Annotated in this window: 14 protein-coding genes; 6 read left to right on the forward strand and 8 right to left on the reverse strand. The window is 70.3% G+C overall.

Features of this window, described 5'->3' with window-relative positions; translation table 11 throughout:
- Positions 1–2: 2 nt before the first annotated feature.
- The 4 genes from ACFC3F_RS03555 to rfbA form a co-directional block, all read right to left on the reverse strand.
- Positions 3–1913: a glycosyltransferase gene (locus tag ACFC3F_RS03555; RefSeq protein WP_376126740.1), complete on the reverse strand. Its 1911-nt coding sequence runs from the start codon at positions 1911–1913 to the stop codon at positions 3–5.
- Between the two features lie 131 nt (positions 1914–2044).
- Entirely contained in the window at positions 2045–3469 is a 1425-nt protein-coding gene (locus ACFC3F_RS03560; protein WP_376126744.1) for a sugar nucleotide-binding protein, read from the reverse strand.
- Entirely contained in the window at positions 3469–4467 is a 999-nt protein-coding gene (gene rfbB, locus ACFC3F_RS03565; RefSeq protein ID WP_376126747.1) for a dTDP-glucose 4,6-dehydratase, read from the reverse strand. The genes ACFC3F_RS03560 and rfbB overlap by 1 nt, the downstream gene beginning before the upstream one ends.
- The gene (rfbA, locus tag ACFC3F_RS03570) at positions 4467–5336 is read right to left on the reverse strand and encodes a glucose-1-phosphate thymidylyltransferase RfbA (protein WP_376126750.1); all 870 of its coding nucleotides are present in this window, start codon (positions 5334–5336) and stop codon (positions 4467–4469) included. The genes rfbB and rfbA overlap by 1 nt, the downstream gene beginning before the upstream one ends.
- 89 nt (positions 5337–5425) lie before the next feature.
- Here rfbA and galE point away from each other — a divergent pair, with 89 nt between their 5' ends.
- A complete protein-coding gene (gene galE, locus ACFC3F_RS03575; RefSeq protein WP_376126752.1) occupies positions 5426–6424 on the forward strand; it encodes a UDP-glucose 4-epimerase GalE in 999 nt (332 codons plus the stop codon).
- Between the two features lie 338 nt (positions 6425–6762).
- Here galE and ACFC3F_RS03580 read toward each other — a convergent pair whose 3' ends face one another.
- The 3 genes from ACFC3F_RS03580 to ACFC3F_RS03590 are packed head-to-tail and all read right to left on the reverse strand — an operon-like array spanning position 6763 to position 10499.
- Positions 6763–7764: a glycosyltransferase family 2 protein gene (locus ACFC3F_RS03580; protein ID WP_376126755.1), complete on the reverse strand. Its 1002-nt coding sequence runs from the start codon at positions 7762–7764 to the stop codon at positions 6763–6765.
- 12 nt (positions 7765–7776) lie between these two features.
- Complete coding sequence (locus ACFC3F_RS03585) at positions 7777–9102, reverse strand: O-antigen ligase family protein (protein WP_376126757.1); 1326 nt, start codon at positions 9100–9102, stop codon at positions 7777–7779.
- The gene (locus ACFC3F_RS03590; protein WP_376126759.1) at positions 9099–10499 is read right to left on the reverse strand and encodes an O-antigen ligase family protein; all 1401 of its coding nucleotides are present in this window, start codon (positions 10497–10499) and stop codon (positions 9099–9101) included. The genes ACFC3F_RS03585 and ACFC3F_RS03590 overlap by 4 nt, the downstream gene beginning before the upstream one ends.
- A 42-nt stretch (positions 10500–10541) precedes the next feature.
- On the opposite strand from ACFC3F_RS03590, the gene manA reads away from it, so the two are divergent.
- From manA to ACFC3F_RS03610, 4 genes are all read left to right on the forward strand, one after another.
- On the forward strand, positions 10542–11690 hold the full coding sequence (gene manA, locus ACFC3F_RS03595) for a mannose-6-phosphate isomerase, class I (RefSeq protein ID WP_376126762.1): 1149 nt from the start codon (positions 10542–10544) through the stop codon (positions 11688–11690).
- Positions 11691–11855: 165 nt separating this feature from the next.
- A complete protein-coding gene (locus ACFC3F_RS03600) occupies positions 11856–12182 on the forward strand; it encodes a WhiB family transcriptional regulator (RefSeq protein WP_376126765.1) in 327 nt (108 codons plus the stop codon).
- An 86-nt stretch (positions 12183–12268) separates the two neighbouring features.
- Complete coding sequence (locus ACFC3F_RS03605; protein WP_376126768.1) at positions 12269–15115, forward strand: glycosyltransferase; 2847 nt, start codon at positions 12269–12271, stop codon at positions 15113–15115.
- Positions 15112–16521, forward strand: coding sequence for a DUF5719 family protein (locus tag ACFC3F_RS03610; RefSeq protein ID WP_376126770.1), 1410 nt, complete (start codon positions 15112–15114; stop codon positions 16519–16521). Before ACFC3F_RS03605 ends, ACFC3F_RS03610 begins: the two co-directional genes overlap by 4 nt.
- A gap of 37 nt (positions 16522–16558) precedes the next feature.
- On the opposite strand, the gene ACFC3F_RS03615 is transcribed toward ACFC3F_RS03610, so the two are convergent.
- Positions 16559–16999, reverse strand: coding sequence for a metallopeptidase family protein (locus tag ACFC3F_RS03615; RefSeq protein ID WP_376126773.1), 441 nt, complete (start codon positions 16997–16999; stop codon positions 16559–16561).
- A 408-nt stretch (positions 17000–17407) separates the two neighbouring features.
- Between ACFC3F_RS03615 and ACFC3F_RS03620 the strand changes: the two genes are divergently transcribed.
- On the forward strand, positions 17408–17614 hold the full coding sequence (locus tag ACFC3F_RS03620; RefSeq protein ID WP_376126775.1) for a DUF3499 family protein: 207 nt from the start codon (positions 17408–17410) through the stop codon (positions 17612–17614).
- The last annotated feature ends 182 nt before the right edge of the window (positions 17615–17796 follow it).

The following is a 17796-nucleotide window of genomic DNA, read 5'->3' on the forward strand; positions in this document are numbered from 1 at the left end:
GGTCAGCGCGTTTCGTCGAACCGCCGATGCCACGCCTCGTGCGACGTCAGATCGCCCAGCGCCGCGCGATACTCCGCCGCCAGGCGGGGCCATTCCTTCGCGATGCGGCCGTGCAGACGCACGCTGTCGATTAGCATGCGGCGGAACTTGGCGCGGTCGCGCGTATAGATCGACTTGCCCGAGCCGTCCGCCGAGTTGACGAGCGCGCTGTCGTAGAGCGGCACACGCCACCAATTGGCATCGCCCTTGCCGAACTCGACCTCGGGCTGGGTTACATTGGCGGCGTCCGGTCTGTGAAACCAGTGCGACACGATGGTTCTCAGAGTGAACCACCTCAGGTGCAGCCCCGTGGGGCTGTCGAACTGGTGCATCTTCAGTCGCTTGAACACGAGGCGCCCGCGCCGCGCGCGCAGCGGCACGCCGGCCTTGCGGTGCACGACGGTCTCGGGGAAGTCCGCGGCCATCTTGCGGGCGGCGGGCATCGCCGTGCCGAGGGTGTCCCACATGTGCGCCGGGCCGGTCAGCAGGTCGCGGAGGGCGCGGTGGCGCAGCGCGACGGGGTAGTACTGCATCATCATGAGGTGCTTCAGATCAACCCGGCGGCTGTGGCGCAGTAGCGTGCCGCCGTTAGGCTGACCCGAGTGCAATAGCGCCGCGACGATGCGGTTGCGGGCGTGGAAGTACGCCTGCCAGTCGATCGAGTCGTCCTTGCCCACCCACGAGACGTGCCACAGCGCGACTCCCGGGACCGACACGGTCGGGAAGCCCGACTTTCGCGCGCGTAGGCAGAATTCGGCGTCGTCCCACTTGATGAACGCGGGGAGCGACAGCCCCACTTCGCGGATCACTTGGACCGGGATCAGGCACATCCACCAGCCGTTGTAGTCGGCATCGAGCCGCATGTGGAGGATCGGCGACTGACGCAGGTTCGACACGCTAAAGTCGTGCGGCATCTTCTCTTGAAAGAGATTACGCCACATGAAGGAGCGATCGTCGACGACCTCGGCCCACGCATGGAGCTTCGGTCGGTCGAGCAGATCAAACATGTGCGCGCCCACGATCATGGGCGTGGTGGCGAACCGGCCGAACATGATCGAGCGGCGCAACGACTCGGGCTCGATACGCACATCGTCGTCGAGCAACTGGACAAACTCGCTCGCGCCCGCGTCGAGAGTCTCGGACATCGCGCGCGCGAAACCGCCGGAGCCACCGAGGTTGGGCTGTGTCAGTACGGCGAGTGCGTCGCCCAGGGCTTCCTGCAGTTCTGGGTATTCGGGGCGGTCGGCGACGCGCTCGGTGCCCTGATCGATGACGTAGACGCGGTCGATGAGCTCCATCACCCCCGGCGACTCCGAGAGCGTCTTGAGCGTCTCGACGCAGTAGTCGGGCTTGTTGTATGTCGTGATGCCGATGGAGGCGTTGCCGGCGCGGGCGGGCTCCTGTTCGGTTGTCCACTCCGCGCCTTGGAAGACGGCGTTCTTCTCGTCCGCGACGATGTCGAACCAGATCCACCCGCCGTCGCTGTACTGGTCAAGGACGAGGTCGAACGTCGATTCGGTTATGCCGTCGACCTCGCGGGTGTCGAGGCGCTGCTTTGTGCCGCCGCCGTTCGAGCGGTAGACAAGGATCGTCGCGGGTCCGCTCGTCCGTACGTGCAGCTTCACGTCGCGCACAGCGGTCCAGTGCTGCCAATACGATGCGGGAAAGGCATTGAAGTACGTGCCGAACGAGACACGGCGACCGGCGACGATGCGTGCCGTCGTGCGGTCGAGGATATTGCCGAGCTGCGCCCGGCTGGACACGCGCACGGGTTGTTCGTCGATGACCGACCAGGTCTCGGGGTCGACGTAGAGGGGGAGGAGATCAGGGTCGCGATCGAGTGGAAAGACGATGTTCTGGAGGATGTGTGACACGAGGGGTCTCCGTAGGCGGACAGGCGCCGAAGGCGTCGGGGCCAACTCGAAATCCTACCCTTCCCCGCTCCGGCAGCATGAGTGCGTACTCAGCTACGGGGCGGTCGCCGAGCTCCGCAGGATGTCGCGAGTCACGCGTGCGACGTGGTGTCCCTGCGCAGATGGGCCGCGAGTATCTTCATCGAGTCGGTTGGCGCGAACCCCGCAGCGGTGATCTTCGTCAGATCCAGCACGCAGTTACGCGGGCGCGGCGCGACGGGCGCGGCAACCCCTCTGAAGTACTGCTCTGTCGGCACGCCGGTCACCCGTGCGGGGTCGTGGCCCGTGAGCTCGTAGACACCGCGCGCGACGTCCGCCCATGACATCGGCTCCCCCCCGCCGGTGAGGTTGTACGTGCCGAACGGGGCTCCGGTGGTGAGCAAGTGATGGATGCCGACCGCGATGTCGTCCGTGGACGTCAAGCGCCCTACCTGGTCATCGACGACATCCGGATCTATGCCGTGCTCGGCGAGCGAGGCCATCGTGCGCACGAAGTTCTTTCCGTCGCCGATTACCCACGACGTGCGCACGATGTAATGTCGTGGTGCCGTCGTGACGGCCGCGTCGCCGGCGGCCTTTGTCTGGCCGTACACGCCGAGCGGCGCGAACGGCGCATCTTCGGGATACGCGCCGTCGCGCGTGCCGTCGAACACGTAATCGCTCGAGACATGCACGAGGGTGATGCTGTTCTCCGCCGCGACGCGGGCGAGGGCTGCCACTCCCGTCGCGTTGGCCGCCCATGCTTCCCTGCGTCCCTCTGCCGATTCGGCGAGGTCGACGGCCGTGTAGGCGGCGGCGTTGACGATGACGCCGTAGTCGCGCCAGCGACGTGCGGTCGCCAAATCGCCCCCAGCGAGATCAAAATCGTCGCGTCCTGTGTACTCGATGTGGGAGGCGTCGCCGAACTCCTGGCGCAGCGCACGGCCGAGCTGACCGTTCGCACCGATCACGAGGGTCCTGCGCGGCGCCATGGGCACGACATCGGCGAGACGCGGGTGCGCGGCGTCCTTCGCCGAGATCTCGACGTCGACCAGCGGGATCGGCCACGCGATCGCCGCGGTCTCATCAGCGAGGTTGAGGAACGTGTACTCCGCCTCGGGCGACCAGTGGTCGTTCACGAGATAGGTGTAGGCCGTGTCGGGCTCGAGCGTCTGGTACCCGTTGCCGACTCCGCGCGGCACGAGGATCGCGCGGGATGGATCGATCTCGGTCGTGAAGACGGCCCCGAACGTCGGGCCCTCGCGCAGGTCGACCCACGCGCCGAAGATGCGGCCTGTGGCGACCGAGACCCACTTGTCCCATGGCTCGGCGTGGATGCCGCGCGTGGTGCCCACGGCGTCGTTGAACGACACGTTGTTCTGCACGGGCCCGAAGTCGGGGAGCCCCAGTGCGATCATCTTCTCGCGCTGCCAGTTCTCCTTGAACCATCCACGATTGTCGCCGTGGACGGGCAGTTCCCACACGACGAGCCCCGGGATCGGGGTCTCGACGCGCTCGAGGGACTTGCCGAAACTCATCACTGGCCTTTCGAGGCATAGAAGGCCTCGACGTCGTGCTTCGACAGAGCCCACCACGATTCGTTGTCGCGGTACCACTGGATCGTCGCCGCGAGCCCGGCCTCGAAATCGCCGTATGAGGGCGTCCAGCCCAGCTCGGTGCGCAGCTTCGTCGAGTCGATCGCATAGCGCAGGTCATGGCCCGCGCGATCCGTGACGTGGTCGTAGGCGTCCGTCGGCTCGCCCATGAGCCCGAGGATGAGCTCGATGACGTCCTTGTTGTTCTTCTCGCCGTCGGCGCCGATCAGATAGGTCTCGCCGATCTCACCCCTGTCGAGGATCGTCAGCACGGCGGACGAGTGGTCGTCTGCGTGGATCCAGTCGCGCACGTTCTCGCCCGCGCCGTACAGCTTCGGGCGGATGCCGCGGATGACGTTCGTGATCTGACGCGGGATGAACTTCTCGACGTGCTGGTAGGGACCGTAGTTGTTCGAGCAGTTGGAGATCGTCGCGCGGACGCCGAATGAGCGCACCCACGCGCGCACGAGCAGATCGCTGCCGGCCTTCGTCGACGAGTAGGGGCTCGACGGGTTGTAGGGCGTGGACTCCGTGAACCGGGCAGGATCGTCCAGCTCGAGCTCACCGTAGACCTCGTCGGTCGAGATGTGGTGGAGCCGCTGGTCCTGCCGGCGGGCGGCCTCGAGCAGCGTGTAGGTGCCGACGATGTTCGTGTCGAGGAACGGACGCGGATCGTGCAGCGAATTGTCGTTGTGCGACTCGGCCGCGTAGTGCACGACGGCGTCGACTCGGGCGAACAGCTCGTCGACGAGGCCGGCGTCGGTGATGTCGCCCTTGACGAACGTGACACGGTCTTCCGGGAGCCCTGCCAGCGACTCCAGGTTGCCGGCGTAGGTGAGCGCGTCGAGCACAGTCACGTGGTGATCGGTGTGGCGGACGACGTGGTGCACGAAGTTCGACCCGATGAAACCGGCGCCTCCCGTCACGAGCAGATGCGACATCAGCGACCCCTCTCCAGGACTTCGAGCAGATACGTGCCGTAGCCGGACTTCACGAGTTTCTCGGCGCGGGTGCGCAGGGCGTCGTCCGACAGGCGCCTGCGACGCCAAGCGACCTCCTCAGGCACGCCGATACTCATGCCCGTCCGCCGCTGGATGGTGCGCACGTACTCCGCAGCATCCAGCATCTGGTCGAACGTCCCCGTGTCGAGCCACGCGGTGCCGCGGGGGAGAACCTCCACCTGGAGCCTGCCGCGCTCGAGGTAGGCGCGGTTGACGTCGGTGATCTCATACTCTCCGCGCGCGCTGGGCCTCAGGCCCCGTGCGATCTCGACGACATCGTTGTCATAGAAGTACAGCCCGGGCACGGCGTAGTTGCTTTTGGGAGCGGAGGGCTTCTCTTCGAGCGAGACGGCGGCGCCGTGCGCGTCGAACTCGACGACGCCGTACGCGGTCGGCTCGGCCACCCAGTACGCGAAGATCGCGCCGCCGTCGATGTCGGCGAAGCGGGTGAGCTGGGAGCCGAGCCCGGGGCCGTAGAGCAAGTTGTCGCCGAGCACGAGGGCAACGGAGTCGTCGCCGATGAAGTCCGCGCCGATCGTGAACGCCTGCGCGAGTCCGTCCGGAGATGGCTGCTGTGCGAAAGATAGCCGGATGCCGAACTGCGACCCGTCGCCGAGCAGACGCTCGAAGAACGGGGCGTCGTGGGGCGTCGTGATCACCAGGATGTCATCGATCCCAGCGAGCATGAGCGTCGACAGTGGGTAGTAAACCATCGGCTTGTCGTACACCGGGATCAGCTGCTTCGAGACGCCCAGCGTGATGGGGTGCAGCCGCGTACCCGATCCGCCCGCGAGGATGATGCCTTTCACGGATCAATCGTGGCACAGTGCTCGGGGTGGCGACCCGGGGTGCCTCGGTACGATCGATGCGGGGAGACGCCGGGCACAGGAAGTGGAGCATGAAGATACTCATCACGGGAGGCGCCGGCTACATCGGGAGCACAATCGCTTCGGCCTGTCTCGACGCGGGGATCGAACCGGTCATCCTCGACGACCTCTCGAAGGGGATCGCCGCGCACACCGTCGGTCGGATCTTCTTCGACGGCGACATCGCCGACGGCGGGCTTCTCGACCGGATCCTCGACGAGCATCCCGAGGTCTTCGCCGTCATCCACTGCGCCGCTCGCACCGTCGTGCCCGAGTCGGTTGCCGATCCGCTCGGCTACTACGACGTCAACGTGGGGCGCACGGTGCGGATGCTGCAGCACCTGCGCCGGCGTGGCGTCCGCCGCATCGTCTTCAGCTCCTCGGCGTCGGTGTACGCCGGCGACCTCGTCGGCGGGCTCCACGAGTCCGCGCCACTCGCTCCCGCCAGCCCGTACGCGCGCACGAAGGCCGACGTGGAGCGCATCCTCTCCGACACCGCAGCGTCCGGCGACCTGCGTACGTTGTCGCTGCGATACTTCAACCCCATTGGCTGCGACCCGCGGCTGCGGACCGGACCGACGTCACCGCGCCCGAGCCATGTGCTCGGGCTGCTGCTGGCGGCGCGACGCGAGGACAGAGACTTCACGATCACTGGTGTCGACTGGCCCACCCGTGACGGCTCCGGCCTGCGCGACTTCGTGCACGTGTGGGATCTCGCCCGCGCCCACGTAGCGGCCGTCGAGCACTTCGACGAGATCGTGACAGACGAGGTCCCCGCCGTCGTGCTCAACGTCGGTACGGGTCGCGGCACGACAGTGCGCGAGCTCGTCGACGCCTTCGTCGCGATCGCCGGGCCGCTGCCGGTGAATGAAGGTACTCGCCGTCCAGGCGACGTCGCCGGCGGTTTCGCCCTCGTCGATGCGGCGGAGCACGCCCTGCGGTGGCGCGCCGAGCTGTCGATCGACGACGCAATCCGCGACGCTCTCGCGTGGGAGGACCGCGCGGCTTCCGAGACCGAAGCTCAGCGCTGACGCGCGACCCCCGGCTCATCCCGCGGCAGTTCCCGCCCGTGTCGCGCCAAGCGCGCGGAATGAGCGCATTGCGGCAGTCCACGATGTTCTTGCCGGCGGGGACCCGCGAGGCGGCGGGGTGTGAAGCTCGATACCCGTCCCGCTCGGTGACGAGCACCGTCGGCTTGCCGCCGACGATCGCACCCGGCGCGAGATGAGGAGCGAGCTGCGCGAACGCCGACCGCGCGTACGACAGGTCGACCGTATCTAATCGCGCTAGTGCTGAGTACCGACCGGGACGAAGTGCACCACTCCGAGGTAGCCCGACCCGATCACCGAGATCGGTGGCGTGGCGGTGTTCAGGATTTGCTGGGTGCGGCGAGCGGCTCCATCGGGCGCCAGCTTGCGTCCTTGGCGATCGCGCGACCGTCCTTCAGCCCTCGGAAGAGGTTCGACGTGCCGCGCACCTTGCGCTCCACCGCGATGAGGCGGATGAGCTCCTTCGCGAACGTCAGTGCGGTGCCCAATCCGAACAGCACGGGGTTGTAGACGCCGTGCGCCCGGTAGTACTGCTTGATGATCGCGCGGTTGCGCATGATGTAGTAGCGGTAGTTGTCGCTCGAGGCGTTCATGTGGCGGATGCCCATGTCCCACTGCTTGATCTCGCGCGTGCGGCGCAGCACGAACTCGTCGACGATGACCGACGTCGTCTTGCGCGATGCGAGCCAGCCGTAGGTCTGGTCATCCCAGTAGATGAAGAAGCGTGGGTCGGGAAGACCGATCTGCTCGACGATGTCGCGGTGGATGAACATGCCCTCGAAGCATCCGGAGTTCATCTCCTTGAACCCCGAGGCGTCGAACTTCGACGGCGCGAAGGGGATCGGGATGCCCAAGCGCTCGGCGATGCGGTACTGCCAGTAGAACTCGCTGCCGTCGTAGTCGTAGCGGCGGCCCTGGATGCTCTTGAACCGCGGCGCCCACCTGCCCATCTTGGCGAGGCCGTCGGGCAAGACCTCGACGTCGTCGTCCATGAGCCAGATCCACTCGGACCCCAGCTCGAACGCAACGCGCATGCCCTCGCTGAAGCCGCCTGACCCGCCCGTGTTCGTGTCGAGCCTGCGGTAGACGAGGTCGGTGCCGATCCGCGCGCGGAACGACTCGACGACCTCGGTCGTGTCATCGGAGGACGCATTGTCGACGATCACGACGTGACCGGGCTTCGGCTCCATGCGCTCGATGCTCTCGAGCAGTCGCGTGAGCAGTCCCGAGCGGTTGAAGGTCACGACGGCGATCGTCGCCGACGCGGGCCGGAATGGGCCGGTGGAGGACGTCTTCGCAGGGCTGTCAGAGGCAGTGGGCATGGCCTCAGCATCCTACCCCGCCGCGTTCGGGGGATCCTGGATGCGCGGAAGCCCCGGCGCCGCAGACGAGCCCATCCGCTCCCGCCACGAGCGGGACTGCCCCGCGCGCACGGCGCACAGGACCAGCAGCATCCACCCGATCCCGATCAGGGTGAAGCTCTCGAAGAACGAGTCGATGAACAGCGCCACGAGGATGAGCGGCGTCCAGGCGTAGATGATCGAGCGGCGCTCGCTCGCGTCGAGCCACGAGCGCACGAGCGCGACACCGGCGAACCCGAGGAACAGCACGAGACCCACCCAGCCCAGCTGCAGCAGCACATCGAAGTAGGCGTTCAGGCCGGTCGCGTGCGTGTCGTTGAGCAGGAAGTTGATCGATCCGAACGGCACGCCGTCCTGCGGCCACAGCCCGTACCAGCCCCAGCCCTGCACGGGCCGCGTGCGCAGGTAGTCGACCATGACGTTCCACAGGTCGACGCGCGTCGAGAAGTCGCTGCCCGCGCCGAGCCACGCGATGATCGGATGCCGCGCCAGATAGCCCACGATCACTCCGACCACGACGAGGCCGCCCAGCACCCACTGCAGGGCGCTGCGCTGCGCCGGCCGCGCGTGCCGCACGAGCGCGAGCGCGCCGACGGCGAGTCCGACGCCGACGGCGAGCACGAGCACCGTGGGGGAGTCCGAGAAGGCCGCGAGCATGCCCGCCAGCACGACCGAGAAGAGCGAGACCCCCGGTCGCACCGACTGCGTGCGGTACTCGACGAGGAACGTGATGAGCGCGACGACGGCGACGAACCCCAGCATGTTGCGCGTGCCGAAGATGCCCTGCACGGGGCCGAGCGCGGCGATCTGCCCCTCGACCCCGAGGAAGCGGAAGGGGATGTCGAGCAGGATGCCCGAGAGGATCTCGACGCCGAGCGAGATCGACAGCAGCACCCGCAGCACGTCGCCGACGGCTCGCGCCGTCTGCAGCGTGTCGCGGATGTGGCCCACGACGATGGCGAGGAACGCGATCGCCGCGAGCGAGACCCAGCCCCACCACGACTCGGGCCGGTCGAACGACCAGAAGACGCTCGCGAGCGCCCAGCCGAGGAACACCACGAGCGTCGTGGGCACGAGCCGCACGAACGAGATCTCGCGGCGCCGGGCGAAGAGGACGCCGGCGCCGACGACGCACAGACCCGCGACGATCGTGACGTAGGTCACGGGGCTCATGAGCCGCTCGATCGCGAACGATGAGAACACCGCAGCGAGGGCCGTGAGAGTGTAGGCCCGCGCGAACGAGGGCGAACTGAGCAGCGCGCCGAGCCAGCGCCGCTGCTCGCTCGGGCCCACCGTCACGGCTCCTGCTTCGTCGGCTCGCCCCGCTCGATCGCCGCGCTCTGCTCGGCCGGTCCGACGCCGATGTGCGGCGACTGCTTGATCTTGAAGCCGAGCATGACCAGCAGCATCCACCCCCACAGCAACAGGGGCGCGGACTCGGCGATGCCCTGCACGAGCAGGATCGTGCCGACGAGCGTGGGCAGCAGCGTGAGCGGCGAGTACGGCCGGTCGGCGCGCAGATCCCAGCGCGGACGGTCGACGGCGAAGAACCACGTGCGCCACACGTAGGCGAACATGAGCAGCGCGAACAGCACGATCCCGACGATGCCCAGCTGCAGGTAGACGTCGACCCAGACGTTGTGGGCCTGCATGACGGTCTCGCCGTGGTCGACGATCCAGCCGTCGAACGCGGGGTCCCACGGCATCCAGGGCGTCGCGAAGCCCCAGCCGGCGAACGGCCGCTCGCCGGCGCGCTCGGCGACGGACTGCCAGATGGCCTCGCGGCCCGTCAGATCCGAGCCGCGCCCGATCGCCTCGAACAGGCGGTCGCGCAGCAGCCACAGGCCGAGGCCCCCGCCGAGACCGACGACGGCGTAGCCGATGTAGTAGCGGGTGCGCTCGCCCGGCCGCTTCGTCGTGCGCATGAGCAGCACCGTCGCCAGCACGAGCACGACCGCGGCCGCCGCGACGAACGCGGTCGCCGACGCTGCCCGCACGAACAGGAACGCCGACAGCAGCATCCAGCCGACCAGCAGAGCGCGGCGGGGAGCGCGCGCGGCGAACCGGATCGCGAACACGACGAACGCGAGCAGCGCGATGGGCCCGAGCAGGTTCGCGTTGCCCATGATCCCCTGGATCCGGCCGCCGTCGAAGAGGTTGTTGCGCGACCAGTAGAGGATCGGATCGACCGGCTCATCACGGGGCACGAAGCCCGGCAGAAGCGGCACGCGCACGAAGATCGACACCCACAGCTCGAAGATGAGCGAGAGGGCGAGCGTCCACTTGAGAGCGGATGCCACGGTGCGCACCAGTTCTCGCCACGTCAGCACCGCCCCCACGAAGAACCCCTGCACGGTCGTCACGTACAGCAGCAGCAGCGTCAGCGCCGACGTCGCCGGCCACGCCGACCAGAGGATCGACAGCGTCGCCCACACGATGTACGCCACGGCGAACCACGGCAGACGCCGCCACTGCACGGGCGGACGCACGATGAACCACAGCAGGATCGACACGAGCATCCCGCCCACGCCGACGACGGCCGCGACGAGGTCGCCGAAGGCGTGCACCCACGCCGTGCCGGCGAACGCCGTGACGAGCACGAAGACGCACCAGCCGCGCAGCAAGAGCTGCCCCGTCTTCTCGCGGACCGGGGCTGTCGGCGGTGCCGATGCCGGATGCTTCGAATAGACGGCCATCGCCTCCCAAGGGTACTCGGTCGCGCGGATACGCTCGGGGGCATGCTCACCCTCCTGTCGAACACGGCCCGCGACTACGCGTGGGGCTCCACGACGCTGCTGCCCGAGCTGCAGGGACGCACGCCTTCGGGCGCACCCGAGGCCGAGCTGTGGTTCGGCGACCACCCCGGCGCACCGGCCTTCGCCGCCGACGGCGCACCGCTCGGCGCGTGGCTCGCCGCCCGGGGCGCGCAGCCGCTGCCCTACCTGCTGAAGCTGCTCGCCGCGGGATCCCCCCTGTCGATCCAGGCGCACCCCTCCAAAGCGCAGGCCGAGGCGGGCTTCGTGCGCGAAGAGGACGCCGGGATGCCGCGTGACGGCGCACATCGCACGTATCGCGATGCGAACCACAAGCCCGAGCTGATCGTCGCGCTGAGCGCCGAGTTCCACGCGCTCGCCGGTCTGCGGCCGCTGCCCGAGACGCGTCGTCTGCTGGCGCTGATCGGCGACGCGACCGCCGGACTGTCGTCGCGTCTCGACGGGTCGCCCGAGGCGACGAGCGCCGCGATCGCCTGGCTGCTGTCGGATGCCGCCACCGGCGACGTGCGCGCCGTCATCGGCGCCGCGCGTGCGGCCGGGGCCGCACAGGCCGACGCGGAGTTCACCGCCGAGCTCGCGCTCGCCGCACGCTTGGACGACCGGTACCCGGGGGATCCGGGGATCGTCGTCGCGCTGCTGATGAACCTCGTGACGCTGCGCCGGGGCGAGGGGCTGTTCGTCGCCGCCGGTGTGCTGCACGCCTACCTCGAGGGCCTCGGCGTCGAGATCATGGCGACGAGCGACAACGTGCTGCGCGGGGGCCTGACGCCCAAGCACATCGATGCCGCCGAGCTCGTCGCCGTGCTCGACGCGCGCACGGGCCCGCCGCCGGTCGTGCGGCCGGTCGCCGAGGCGCCGGGCGTCGAGCGCTACGCCGCGCCGGTGCCCGACTTCGCGCTGCGCGTCGCGCGGCCCGACGGGGCAGCGCTCGAGGTCGGGATCGACGGCGTCGCGATCATCCTGGCGACATCGGGCTCGGTGACCGTCGCGGGGGCAGCGAGCGGCGAGGCGGTCACGCTCTCGCCGGGCGAGGCCGTGCTCGTGACGGCCGACGAGCGGACCGTGCGGGTCGCGGGCTCGGGCGAGGTGTTCCTCGCGACACCGGCATCCTGATCACGCGGTCGTTATGCGAAGGCGACACGCCGTCGGCGCGTCGTGAAGGTTCAACCCCTGCATGAGGCTTTAGTATCTGCGACTTGACCGAGCCGAACTACACGGGTGTAATTATCCCTAACGCGGCAACCATGTCGCGGGTAGGACCTCCGGGGGGAGAACGACATGACCGGTTCCCAGTATCGCTCTGCGGTACCCGACAACTGGTTCGTCGACCCCGTCAATCTCGGGGTGCCCGGCGTTCGCCGTGCCGTCGACGGCGACGACGACAACCCGCTGTCGTGGCAGACCGACGCCCTGTGCTCGCAGACCGACCCCGAGGCGTTCTTTCCCGAGAAGGGCGGCTCGACGCGCGACGCCAAGCGCATCTGCACGACGTGCGACGTGCGCGACCAGTGCCTCGAATACGCGCTGCAGAACGACGAGCGCTTCGGCATCTGGGGCGGTCTCAGCGAGCGCGAGCGCCGCAAGCTCAAGCGCCGCGCGGTCTGATCTGTCGTCCGAATCCGCGGCCGGATCGCGGCGAACGGCGCGTGCGACACGGCTCACGCGCGACGCGCGCCTAGGCTGACCAGGCCATGCCCGCACGTGTCCACGCTCTTCTCGTCGTGCGCCCCGACGGACGAACACCCGCAGCGCACCACCTGCGGCGCACCGTCGGAGCCCTCGCAGCGCAGACGCGCCCCGTCGACAGCCTGACGATCGTGCTGTGCGGTGCCGAGCCCGGCGTGGTCGAGGCGGCCCGCGAATCGCGGGCCGGAACCGTCGTCGAAGCACCGGCATCCACCCGCTTCGCCGAAGCGCTCGCGCTCGCGACCCCCGCGCGCGGCGCCGACGCCGTCTGGCTGCTCGCGCAGGACACGACACCCGACCGGCAGGCCCTCGCCCGGCTCGCCGGTGTGCTCGAGCTGTCTCCGTCGGTCGCGTTCGCCGCACCCAAGCTCGTGCGCGCCGACGACCGCAGCGAGATCGTGTCGCTCGGGGTCGGCATGACCCGCTTCGGGCGCACCGTCGGCCTCACCGACGGCGAACTCGATCAAGGCCAGCACGACGCCGCCGACGACGTGCTCGGCGCCGACGTGCGCGGCGTGCTCGTGCGCACCGACGCGTGGACCGCGCTCGGCGGGCTCGACCCCGCGCTGCACGGCGCCGACGAAGGCCTCGACCTGGGCGTGCGCGCCCGGCTCGCCGACTCGCGCGTCGCTCTCGCCCCGACCGCGATCGTGGCGGTCTCGAACGACGGCGTGGCGGGGCTTCCCGCACCGGTCACGCGGCAGCACCGCCGCCGGATCGCATTCGCCGAGCGGGTCGCGCAGCTGCACCGCCGCCTGGTCTACGCGGCGCTGTGGGCGGTTCCGCTGCTCTGGCTCTCGCTCCTTCCGCTCGCGCTGCTGCGCACGATCGTGCACCTGGTGCGCAAGCAGCCCGCACGCATCGGCCCCGAATGGGTCGCCTCGGCGCTGGCCATGGTGCAGGTCGTCGCCGTCGTCAGAGCGCGTGCGCACCTGAGGCGCACGCGCCGGCTGCCGTGGAGCCAGATCGCCCCCCTGCGCGTCACGAACGCGCAGCTGCGGGCGCGTCTCGGCGACGACCCGGTCGAACCCGGCGCGCGCCTGCGCGGCGAGCTGCGGTTCTTCTCGGGCGGCGGCGCATGGCTCGTGCTCGGTGCCCTCGTCGCCTCGATCGCGGCGTTGCCGATGCTGCTCGCCTGGCCCGTGCTGGGCGGAGGCGGCGTCCAGCCGCTGCGCACGACCGTGGGGCAGCTGTGGGCCGACACGCTGTACGGCCAGCGCGGTCTCGGGCTCGACACGATCGCGCCCGCCGACCCCTTCGCGACGGTCGTCGCCGTCGTCGGCACCCTGTGGCCGGGCGATCCCTCCCGCGGCCTCGTGCTGCTGTGGCTGTTCGCCCTGCCGCTCGCAGCGCTGGGCGGCTGGTTCGCCGCGACGCGCGTCACGGATCGCGGCGTGCTGCGCGTGCTGGGCGGGGCCGTGTGGGCGCTCGCCCCGACGTTCCTCATGGCGCTCACGCAGGGCCGCCCCGCCGCCGTCATCGCCCACCTGCTGCTGCCGTGGCTGTTCTGCGCCGGTGCCGTCGCCCACCGCTCGTGGTCGGGAGCGGGTGTGGCATCCCTCGCTCTGGCCGGCGTCATCGCGTGCGCCCCGTCGCTCGCCCCGGCGCTCATCGTGCTGTGGGTCGTCACGATCGTGCTGTCGATCGCGCTGCGCGCCGGACGCGGCGTCGCCCGGCTGATCTGGACCGTCATCCCGACCCTGGCGATGGCCGGTCCGCTCGTGTGGCACGCGCTGACCTCGAACGGCGTGTGGGGCCTGCTCGCCGACCCCGGTGTGCCGTGGGCCGGGCCCCAGGTGGGGCCGGATGCCGCGGGTCGCAGCCTGCTCGCCGCGGGCATCCCCACCGCCGATGTCGCGGGCTGGGCGACGCTGCTCGGCGACGCCCCCACGTGGTGGGTGCCGCTGCTCGCGGCGCCGCTGGCGATCCTCGCCCTCGTCGCGCCGCTCACGCAGCGGTGGGCCGCCGGCATGACCCTGCTCGGCATCGCGGCCCTCGGCATCGGCACGGCGTTCGCCGCCGTCGGCATCTCGGTCGCGTTCGCACAGTCCGAGGCCGTGCCGCTGTGGCCGGGCACGGGCCTCAGCCTCGCGTGGCTCGGCGTCGTCGGCGGCGCGCTGGTCACCCTCGACGCCGGTCTCGCCCCCAAGGTCGCGCTGCTGCGCGGCGGACTCGTCGTGCTCGTCGGGGCGGGGGTCATCGCCCTGGCCGTCCCCGCGCTCACCTCGGCCGCCCGCGACACGACGCTGCTCACGAACGGCCCCGCCAGCACGCTGCCCGCCTACGTCGCGGCGCGCGGCGCGGACGACTCCGACGTCGGCACGTTCGTGCTCACACCGCAGAACTCGGGCGCCCTCTCGGCCCGTGTCGTGTGGGGCGGCAGCGAAACCCTCGGCGCGCAGAGCACCGTGCTCGCGACCCGCACCGTGCCGTCGGCGCAGGACCGCGAGATCGCCCAGCTCGCGGCAGGGCTCACGACGGGTGCCGCCGACGACCCCGTCACCCAGCTCGCCGCTCACGGGGTGAGCTTCGTGCTGCTCGCGCACGGCGCCGCACCCGAATCCGACGCCGCCCGCGCGTTCCGCCTCGCCGCCGAATCGGCCATCGACCAGCGCGACAACCTCGAAGCCGTCGGCGAGACCGCGCGCGGTTCGCTGTGGCGCGTCGAACTCGACATCCCGCCGCGGCCCCAGCCGGCGGCATCCGTCGATCGGATATCGGGGATCATCTTCACCGCGCAACTCGCCGTCGTCGCGATCGCGGTGCTGCTCGCCGCGCCCACCGCCGCATCCCGACGCGAAGCGAAGCGGATGCCGCGCATCGTCGGACCGCACTGGGAGGAGGGACGATGAGCGATCGCCGCTTCTTCCGCTGGGCCTCGACGAGCGCGCGGATGCTCGCGGGCACCGTCGTCGCCGCGGGCGCCGTCGTCGCCGTCGCGACCGCCGTGACGCTGCCCTGGCCGACGCTCGAGCGCGAGCCCGTCGCCGTCTCGGCCAAGCCCGCACCCGCCGATACGGTCATCGCGTGCGCGGGCGGCCTGCTCGCGCTCGGACGAGACCTCGACTCGCCGAGCGACCTCGCCCTCGTCGCGCCGCAGACCGTCACGGTCGGGGCGCTGCCCGACGCTCCGCAGCCCGAAGGGCGGAGCCTGATCGGGTCGGCGCCGGGGGCGAGCCCCCAGGCCTACACGGCACCGCCGTCGGGCGCCGAGCGCACCGACGTCGCGGCGTCAGGCTCGATGACGGCCGACTCCGACGATATGGCCGGGTTCGCCGCATCCGCGTGTCGACCGCCGCTCATGGAATCGTGGATCGTCGCCGGATCGGCGGCGACCGGGTCGGCGGACTTCGTGCTGCTGTCCAACCCCGGCACCGTGGGGGCGACCGTGCAGCTCACCGTCTACGGTGCGACGGGGCCCGAGACTCCTCCCGGCGGCTCGAACCTCGTCGTCGCCGCCGGTGCGCAGCGGGTGGTGCCCCTCGCCGGGCTCGTGCGGGGCGAGACCAGCCCCGTCGTGCGCGTGAGCGCCGTCGGAGCCCCCGTGCAGGCATCGGTGCAGTCGAGCCTGACGCGCGTGCTCGAACCGCTCGGCGTCGACCAGACGGGCGGCGTCGGGGCGACCGCGCCCGTGCAGCGGATCCTGGGCGTCGTCGTGACCGAGTCCGACGTGGCGAGTCCCACGGGAGCGGGCACCGTGCTGCGCGTGCTGTCGCCCGGCGCCGACACCGAGGCGACCGTCATGGTGCGCGCCGTCGGCGGCGACCAGCAGATGCTCGAGCCGCTGAGCGTGCCGCTCGCGGCGGGGGTGCCGACCGAGGTCGGTCTCGGCGGGCTCGCCGAGGGCGAGTACGACGTCGAGGTGATTGCGGGCTCACCCGTCGTGGCCGGACTGTGGCAGGCCTCGGGCTTCGAAGAAGGAGCCGACTTCGCCTGGCTGCTGCCCTCGCCCGAGATCACGGTCCCGAGCCTGTTCGCGGTTCCCGTTGGCCCGGACGCCACGCTCACCGTCGCCAACCCCGGTGAGGCGCCGGTGACCGTCGCCGTGACCGATCGCACGGGCTCACTCGCGGGCGAGCTGATGCTCGAGCCGGGCGAGAGTGCGACGCTGGGCGTGCAGTCGCGCACGATCTACACGCTCGACAGCGGCGGGGCTCCCGTGCTCGCGGCGGTCACGATGAGCGGGCCGGGCGCGCTCGCCGGGTTCCCGATCTGGCCCGCGGATGCCGCCGCTCCCGCGATCCGCGTCTACCCGTGAGGCGGGTTCGGGTGCGGGTGCGGGTGCGTCGTCGTCGTCAGAAGTAGCGGAACCGTTCGGGGCCGAGGTCCCACGGGTCGCGATCGAGGTATTCGGCCGCTGCTCGGAAGACGGCGCTCTCGATCATCATGCGGCGGTGCAGCTCGTCGTCGCGGTGCAGGTGGCTGAGGCGTTCGATCGGCAGCCGGAACACGATGATCCGCTTCTTCGCGCTGAGCACGAGCCAGCGGGGGATGCCGTCTGCATCGGATGCCGCGGGCATGTCGGCGATCTCGAAGCTCACCTCGCGCAGCTCGGGCCACGCCGACCGCAGGAACTCCGCCGCCGTGCCGACGGCGAGGTCGAACCGCTCGACGCGGGTATCGAGCGGAGGCAGCGGCGGGCGGACGACCGCGCTGCGTCCGAGACGCCCGTGGCGGCCGTGCCGCGCGGGGCGGCGGACAGGCCTCGACGCACTCGAGGAACGACGCCATGGCATGCGCCCCATCCTACGGCGGTGGTGCGTAGCGGGCTCACGAGGGCTGGGTCCCTCGGTTCACTTGCCTCACTCTGCTGCCTGCCCACCGGTCGGGCGACGTTCTGTGACAAATGAACGACGTTGGGGTGGTGGGCTGGTCGGGGTGCGGGCCCTCGGTTCACTTGCCTCGTTCTGCTGTCGGGGTGCGGGGTCGGCGACGTTCTGCGACAAGTGAGCGACGTTGGGGTGGTGAGCTGGTCGGGGTGCGGGCCCTCGGTTCACTTGCCTCACTCGGCTGCCTGCCCACCGGTCGGGCGACGTTCTGTGACAAGTGAACCGGGAGTGCCCCCGCCCGGTGGCCGGGGTCAGCGGCGGACCGCGCGGCGCGGCATCCGGAATCGGAGTCAGGGCGCGACTAGTGTCGGAGCGATGCGCGAGAGACTCTGCTCCAAGGTGGGATGCGCCCGCGAGGCGGTGTCGACCCTGACCTACGACTACAACGACCAGATGGCGGCCCTCGGTCCGCTCGGAGCGTCGGGCGATCCGCACGCGCACGACCTCTGCGCGATCCACACCGATCGCCTGTCGGTACCCAAGGGCTGGGTCGTCGTGCGGCACGAGACGCTCCGCGCCTGACCCGCGACCGCGGACGCTGCCGCCCTCCGCCGCCGCCGCGCCGCGGCATCCGCGCCCGCCGCTCCGCGGCATCCCATGACGCCGAGACTGCAACGGAGCGCCGAGACAGCGGGTAGTACCCGCAGTCTCGACCTGCCGTTGCAGTCTCGCGGTCAAGGCCTCGCGGTCAAGGGCGCGCGGGA

Origin of the sequence: Microbacterium sp. NPDC055910 (assembly GCF_042271185.1) — a bacterium.
In the GTDB taxonomy this organism is placed as follows: Bacteria; Actinomycetota; Actinomycetes; order Actinomycetales; family Microbacteriaceae; genus Microbacterium.